We start from the raw sequence: 6,850 nt of genomic DNA on the forward strand, positions 1-6,850 counted from the left end.
CATCGGTCAGGTACAGCTCGGCCTTGCGGTCGGCGTCGGTCACCAGGTCGTGCGGGCCGCTCTTCTGGTCGACCTCGTGCGCGGCGCCCGGCACAAAGATGACTCGTTCAAGGCCGAACAGGAGTTTCGTGTCATGACCCACACAGCGCCACCGACGACCAGCACTAACCCTCTGTTCGGCGAACTCCGCCTCAGCGGTTACGGTCTCTCGCCCTTCACCGCGTTCGCGATCAACCTCGGCACCCATTGGCGTCCGGCGGCAGAGACAACAATCGCGAGACTGATTGTCGGCCCAGGGCCATACCAAGATGTTCAGGTCATCGCGGCGCGTCAACTACTTAGCGTCAACGGCCATGACCCTGGTGTGGTGGAACCTTCGGGCATCACATTTCGAGGTTGATCGAGTCTGTGTCGACTGCGCTACCGCGGCACCAGCTGTATCTCAATGTCTCTCGCACGTATGGCTTTACCCCTAGGTGCGATAGGCGTGGGCACGGTGGTCGATTCTGACGATGACGATGGTGTGGTTGGGGTCGTCGATGTGGAGCAGGATTCGGTAGTCGCCGCGGCGGGCGCTGTGGAGACCGTCGAGGTCGTCGCGTAGCGGTTTGCTGAGCCGGTGAGGGTTCTCGGCGAGGGGTCCGGAGATGAATTCGATGACGGCGTGGACGATCCGGGATGGGAGACGTTGAAGGTCGCGGCGAGCTGGGGATGCGACTTCGACCCGGTACGGGTCGGACGAGTCTGTGGGAGCGTCGCTCATTTCGGCGGCAGGCCGTGTTCCGCGCGCAGGTCGTCGATGGAGGCAGTGTGGCCGGCAGCGTACTCGGCGTCGGCGGTAGCGACGTCGTCGCGGACACCGGCACGTGAGAGCCAGTAGATCGTCTCGTGCAGCGATTCGAGGTCGTCGGCAGACATCAGCACCGCGGCGGGTTTGCCGTGCTTGGTGATCGTGATGATGTCGTGCGTGGTTTCGGCGCTATCGACCAGCGCGGAGAGCTTGTCCTTGGCTTCACCCAGTGGCACTGTCGTCATGCCGTCCAGTCTAGCCGCCAGACTGGCCCGACGATAGCCATACTTTTAGCCGATAATAGTAATTATGTAAGGTAAACGATGCCGAGTTGTAGATTGTGCGAACTCGACCCCTCCCCGAACTGCCCCTCGCCCGTAGTGCCCGACTGGCCTCGTGACCTGCGCGTGAGCAGGTGCCGGGCCAGCGCTTCCGCCCTTGTTGGACCGTGACCGCCAGCCGATGGCGGGATGGTGGCGGCGCTGCTACCTGCGGCCTCTTGTCGCGATTCGCATTTCATGCGACACTTTCGCACAAGACGCGAGCCATTTTTGGGCGGTGCGAGATGTCGCAGCAGGATCTTCCTCCAGGGTCGGCGCGGTTGCAGCTGGCCGACGGTATCGCTGTTCTACGTCCGGAAGCCTCGGTGTTCGAGGCGATGGTCACCGGCTGGTCTCACCAGCAGCTGGCACGAAACCTGTCTGCCGGCACGATCTCGGCGCGGGTGGCCACGATACGGCGGTTCCGGGACTTCTGCGATGCCGACGGCCCCTGGACCTGGACGCCAGCGATGGCCGATGACTGGATCACCGAACTACGCGGAGTCCACGGCATAGCGCACAGCACCGTCCTGAACTATCAAGGTGCGCTGCGGCACTTCATGGACTACCTGCTCGACCCGGCCTACGAGTGGGCCGAGCAATGCCAGGACCGGTTCGCCACGCATCCCGTACAGGTCATTACCGAGGCCAACTCGGCCCGCCACGTCCACGAGGGTCCCGGCGACCCACGCAAACGGGCGTACACCACCGACGAGCTGCAGGACCTGTGCGATACCGCGGACGAGCAGGTCACCCGCCGCTACGAGGTCGGCACGAAGGGGGCGATGGTCGCGCTGCGAACCGCGACGATCACCAAGGTCGCCTACGCATGGGGCCTGCGCCGCAACGAAGTTCGCATGCTGGACCTGACGGATTTTGGGCCGAATCCGCGTGCACGGCAGTTCGGCCGATTCGGGGTCTGCTACGTCCGGTACGGCAAGCCCGGCAAAGGATCCCCCGCCAAACGGCGCGGCGTACTGACCGTCCCAGAGACCGCGTGGGTGATCGACTGCCTCGAGCAGTGGATCGACCAGGGGCGCACCAGCTTCGACCGCACCACCGGGACCGCATTGTTTCCAACCGAACGATCCGAACGAATCTCGAACGGGGCACTGTCCCACAGCTTCGCCGAACTCTGTGACACAGCCGGCCTGACCGACCCCGGACTGGACTTTCACTCCCTGCGCCGCAGCTACGTCACGCTGCTTGTCGAGTCCGGCTACGACACCCGCTTCATCCAAGAGCAAGTCGGACACGAGTACGCCTCGACCACCTCGCTCTACACCTTCGTCTCCCCCGACTACCGCAGCCGCGTCGTAGCCGCCGCCCTACGTGCCGCAGCCGGCCGCCTGCCCGAAAGGACGAACGAGACATGAAGCACCGGATCGCCTACCAGTGGCGACTACGCCAAGTCATGACCGACCGAGACATGCACAACCTGTCTGACCTGATCACCCCGCTGCATGAGGTCGGCATCGAGCTCTCCGCCTCGCAGCTCTACCGCCTCCTCGGACGCACCCCGGACCGGCTGCCCCTGGCGCTGCTCGGCGCCCTGTGCCACGTTCTGGACTGCAGCGTCGAGGACCTCTGCGACTTCCGTGTCGACGCCGCACCCTCGCGGCGCACCGCCACCGACGTCTCCCCCTCAGCTGATGGTCCGCTGCGACCGAAGCGGGCCCACATCCACCGACCCGGCCCACCGGCGTAGACGGACCCCCGCGCAGGCGACACACATGGCTGACACATCGAAGTACCACTGCACACGGTGCGACGACGAGCGCCAGCCTCGCGGCGTGCGCTGGCCAGAGGGCTTCGTCTGCCGCCGTTGCTACCAACAGGCCACCCGTCGCCGCGGAACGTGTCCTCGCTGCCTGACCCCGGACCGGCTCCTCCCCGGACTCTCAGGCAACCAGGCCATCTGCACCGACTGTGCAGGGATCGACGATCCCCGCCTGATCTGCACCCGCTGCGGCGATCAGGACGAACCCCACCGGCGCGGACTCTGCGCCCGATGCTGCCTCACCGACGACCTGACCGCCCTGCTCACCACCGCCGACACCGGATTCGTCTCGGCCGAGCTGAAACCGCTACTCGATGCGCTGACCAGCCAGGACCACCCGCGAAGTGCGCTCATCTGGCTACGCAATCCCGACGTGCGCCAGCTCCTGGACGGGTTCGCGCAACACCGCTTGACCATCAGTCACGACACCTTCGCCCACTACCCCGCCGAGCGCACCGCACGTCACCTACGGGACCTGTTCATCAGCTGCGGAATCCTCGCGCCCTATGACCGCAACCTCGACCGCTTCACCAGCTGGCTCGAGAAAAAGCTCGCCTCCACACCAATCCACCAATCGCAGCAGGTCATCACCGGATTCGCCACCTGGCATCACCTGCGCAACCTCCGCGCCCGCGCGCAGCGCCAACCCCTGGAGAACGGGCCGATCGCCAACGCCAAACAGGAGATCACCGTGGCGATCGACTTCGTCAACTGGCTCTACACCCGTAACACTGCGCTGGCGGAAGCGACACAGTCCGATATCGACACCTGGCTCGTTACCGGGCCGACCACCCGCAGCACCGCCAGGATGTTCGTCAAGTGGTGCATCAAGCACCAACACATGGCCGCCCACCTCGCGTTCCCCCACCGACGGGCTCGAACCAGTCCCATGACCAGCGACGATGAGCGCTACGCTCAGCTGGCCACGATTCTGGAACGGCGAGAGACCCCGGTGTGGGTCAAAGCCGCCACGGTCCTGCTGCTGATCTGCGCGCAACCAGTTTCGCGCATCGCCGCCATCCGACTGGACGCACTGAGAACCGACGACAGCGACGGCCTGTGGATCCGCTTCGCCGACGCCGAGGTAGCACTCCCGCATCCGCTCGCCGACCCGGTGACCGCACTCATCGCCCATCGCCCCAACATGACCACCGCTGCCAACCGAACATCCCAGTGGCTATTTCCCGGGGTCACTGCAGGTCATCACATCAACCCGCAGACCCTGATGGGCAAGCTCCGCGACAACGGGATCGATCTTCGAGGCGCACGCAACAGCGCGATGCGCGAGCTGGTCCGCAGCATTCCCCCGGCGATCGCGGCAACCCAGTTCGGATACAGAGCTCAAACAACCGAACGCCACGCATTCATCAGCGGCGCCACCTGGAGCGCCTACCCCGAACTCCACCAAGAACCCGGCCCCTGATCAACCGCGACTCAACAGCACCCGGAAACCAGTATCGTTACGCGTTTCCGCTGTTACCCACTGGCGTCCGGACAGGTGCGCGGACCTGCGCGTGGCGAGTACAGAACCGAGCCGATCTTCTCCCCGGGCTGGCGCCCGTGAACTGGCCGTATCTGCGCCCCCGGACCCCAGCGACGCACCACCTCCGTCGACTCGGGCGCGCTGACCCGGCCCGCGAAGCGCTCGAGCGGCCCGGCGTGCTGCTGCCTCCGCGCCGCCAGCGGCCCACCGGCCTGGCCAAGCTCGACGTCCCGCTCAAGGGCAAGATCGCCGACGGTCCCGCGGAGGGCCGCGCTCTGGCACGCCTCACCGATCTGGGCCTGGGCCAGAAGCTGCGCGCCCTGCTCGCCGAGCCCGACCAGGACGCACCCGAGTGGCTGGCCCGCGCCTGCGTACCGGTCCTGCGCGAGTGGGGCTGGGACGACCGCCCGACCGGTGTCGCGGCGCTACTCACCGGCGAGCACCCGATCCTCGTGCAGAGCCTGGCGCGCGCGCTGTCACAGATGGGCCGTATGGACTACCTCGGCGAACTCAGCCGCGACGAGGCGCTCCCGACGGTGACCGCCCAGAACTCGGCCTACCGCGTGGCCCAGCTGTGGGGCACGTTCTCCGGCCCGTCGACAGCGTCCGACGGCCCCGTCCTCCTGGTCGCCGACCTGCTCGGGACGGGGTGGACGATCACCGAGGCAGCCCGGCATCTCCGCTCGTCCGGGGTCCCGGCTGTCCTGCCGCTGGCGGTCGCCTCCGCCGGCTGAATCGCTGCCGGCGCATCGACAGACCGGAGTCCGGCACGGGATCATCGACCCATGGGTAATGCAACAAGGCCGTCACCGCCAGCCGGACCGGGGTTCATCACCACCCGATCGGAGCTGACATGAGCGCCCTGACGGTGGCCGCGCTCGCGGTGGGGTTCGTCCTGCTCATCGGCGGCGGCGAAGTGCTGGTGCGGGGCGCCGGCGGTCTGGCCGCGACCCTCGGGATCTCCCCGCTGGTGGTGGGACTCACCGTCGTCGCCTTCGCCACCTCGGCGCCGGAGTTCGCGGTAAGCGTCGATGCCGCGCTGAGCGGATACCCGGGGTTGGCCGTCGGCAACGTGGTGGGCAGCAACATCGCGAACATCCTGCTCATCCTGGGGCTGACCGCGATCGTCGCCCCTCTGGTGGCGACGTCCCGGATCGTGCGAGTCGACATCCCCATCATGGTGCTGTTCTCTCTGGTCGTGCTTCTGGTGGCCCTCGACGGCACGATCAGCTTCCTCGACGGTCTGCTGCTGTTCGCCGGCCTCGTGACCTATACGACCGCGACGATCGTCATCGCGCGCAAACAGGACGGAGACCGCGCCACCGAGGCATTGGACGCCCCGGCCGGTGACAGCGCGGGCGAGACGACGCCTACCGGCGGCGACACCTCGCACCCGGTCCTCCTCAACAGCGCTCTCGTGATCGCCGGGGTGGCGCTGCTCGTGATCGGGGCACGGCTACTCGTCACCGCGGCGAGCGACCTCGCGGCGGCATGGGGAATGAGTGACCTGGTCATCGGCCTCACGGTGGTGGCCGTCGGGACATCCCTTCCCGAACTCGCGACGAGCATGGTCGCGGCGATCCGAGGCGAGCGCGACCTGGCGATCGGAAACATCGTGGGCAGCAACATGTTCAACATAGGTGCCGTTCTGGGGATGACCTCACTCATCGCGCCGATCGAGATCGCGGCCGGGGCCATCCGCTTCGACCTGCCGATCATGCTCGCGGTGTCCCTGGCACTGCTCCCGATCGCCTTCACCGGCCTGGCGATCGCACGGTGGGAGGGCGTTCTCTTCACCGGTTTCTACGCCGCGTACATCGCCTACGTCGTGCTCCAGGCGGCCGACCACGACGCGCTGGGGCCGTTCAGTGCCGCGATGCTGTGGTTTGTCATCCCCATCACCGCTCTGTGGTTGATAGTGCTGGCCACCTACGAACTCGGTGTGCTGCGTGGGCGGGCGCAGACCCGCGGGCGGCCGGTCACAGGTGACAGTGCTGCTCAGGACGCGGCGGCCGGCGGCTCAGGGGCCTCCCCGCCGCGCGCATGACAGCGACGACCGCCGCGCCGGCGGTGCCTGCCTCGATCAGACCTCCCGCGCCATCGCCCGGCCGGCCTTCATCCCCGAGAAGATGCAGCCTCCGAGGAACGTGCCCTCCAACGAGTTGTAGCCGTGCACGCCGCCGCCACCGAAGCCGGCAGCGGGTGCACACGGAAGCCTTCCCAGCGGTCCGTCCCGTACACGTACTCGGCGACGAGCCCGAGGCGGGGCTGTCCTTCGACGCCCAACTCAGGCTGGTCGCGCTGCTGCTCGAGCCTGGCAGCCGCCCTCGACCTCACGGGGCGGCGAGCCTGGCGTGCGTGAGCGTCTGCAGCAGGTCCACGTTCCCCGCCGACGGTGGGGATGATCCGCAGGCCCAGGTCGTGCAGGTATTTTCGCTTCTCCCCGGCGGCGAACTCGACGTACGCCCGCGCCCACT

General features: G+C 67.1%; 9 protein-coding genes. 6 read left to right on the forward strand and 3 right to left on the reverse strand.

All coding sequences use genetic code 11. The annotated features are described in order from the left end of the window. Positions 1-400 (forward strand): hypothetical protein (locus tag ABT116_RS37880; RefSeq protein ID WP_351643914.1); only part of this gene is annotated, 400 nt, incomplete at its 5' end. Between the two features lie 72 nt (positions 401-472). On the opposite strand, the gene ABT116_RS37885 is transcribed toward ABT116_RS37880, so the two are convergent. Both ABT116_RS37885 and ABT116_RS37890 read right to left on the reverse strand, forming a co-directional pair. Further along, positions 473-763: a type II toxin-antitoxin system RelE family toxin gene (locus tag ABT116_RS37885; protein ID WP_054828169.1), complete on the reverse strand. Its 291-nt coding sequence runs from the start codon at positions 761-763 to the stop codon at positions 473-475. Beyond that, positions 760-1,035 (reverse strand): type II toxin-antitoxin system Phd/YefM family antitoxin, encoded by a 276-nt coding sequence (locus tag ABT116_RS37890; protein ID WP_054828168.1) that lies wholly within the window; start codon positions 1,033-1,035, stop codon positions 760-762. Before ABT116_RS37890 ends, ABT116_RS37885 begins: the two co-directional genes overlap by 4 nt. A 320-nt stretch (positions 1,036-1,355) precedes the next feature. Between ABT116_RS37890 and ABT116_RS37895 the strand changes: the two genes are divergently transcribed. The 5 genes from ABT116_RS37895 to ABT116_RS37915 all read left to right on the forward strand — a co-directional run bounded on the left by ABT116_RS37895 (position 1,356) and on the right by ABT116_RS37915 (position 6,420). Beyond that, positions 1,356-2,486 carry a tyrosine-type recombinase/integrase gene (locus tag ABT116_RS37895; protein WP_298773715.1) on the forward strand — a complete coding sequence of 377 codons (1,131 nt, stop codon included), beginning with the start codon at positions 1,356-1,358 and terminating at the stop codon, positions 2,484-2,486. Then, positions 2,483-2,818, forward strand: coding sequence for a helix-turn-helix domain-containing protein (locus ABT116_RS37900; protein ID WP_298773717.1), 336 nt, complete (start codon positions 2,483-2,485; stop codon positions 2,816-2,818). Before ABT116_RS37895 ends, ABT116_RS37900 begins: the two co-directional genes overlap by 4 nt. 25 nt (positions 2,819-2,843) lie before the next feature. Next, a complete protein-coding gene (locus tag ABT116_RS37905) occupies positions 2,844-4,313 on the forward strand; it encodes a site-specific integrase (RefSeq protein ID WP_298773719.1) in 1,470 nt (489 codons plus the stop codon). A gap of 236 nt (positions 4,314-4,549) precedes the next feature. Further along, positions 4,550-5,107: a hypothetical protein gene (locus ABT116_RS37910; RefSeq protein WP_298773721.1), complete on the forward strand. Its 558-nt coding sequence runs from the start codon at positions 4,550-4,552 to the stop codon at positions 5,105-5,107. A 119-nt stretch (positions 5,108-5,226) separates the two neighbouring features. Further along, complete coding sequence (locus tag ABT116_RS37915) at positions 5,227-6,420, forward strand: calcium/sodium antiporter (RefSeq protein WP_298773723.1); 1,194 nt, start codon at positions 5,227-5,229, stop codon at positions 6,418-6,420. Between the two features lie 68 nt (positions 6,421-6,488). On the opposite strand, the gene ABT116_RS37920 is transcribed toward ABT116_RS37915, so the two are convergent. Then, on the reverse strand, positions 6,489-6,850 hold a 362-nt coding region (locus tag ABT116_RS37920), incomplete at its 5' end, for a hypothetical protein (protein ID WP_351643917.1).

Source organism: Streptomyces sp. NPDC002130, assembly GCF_040296465.1.
Lineage (GTDB): Bacteria > Actinomycetota > Actinomycetes > Streptomycetales > Streptomycetaceae > Streptomyces.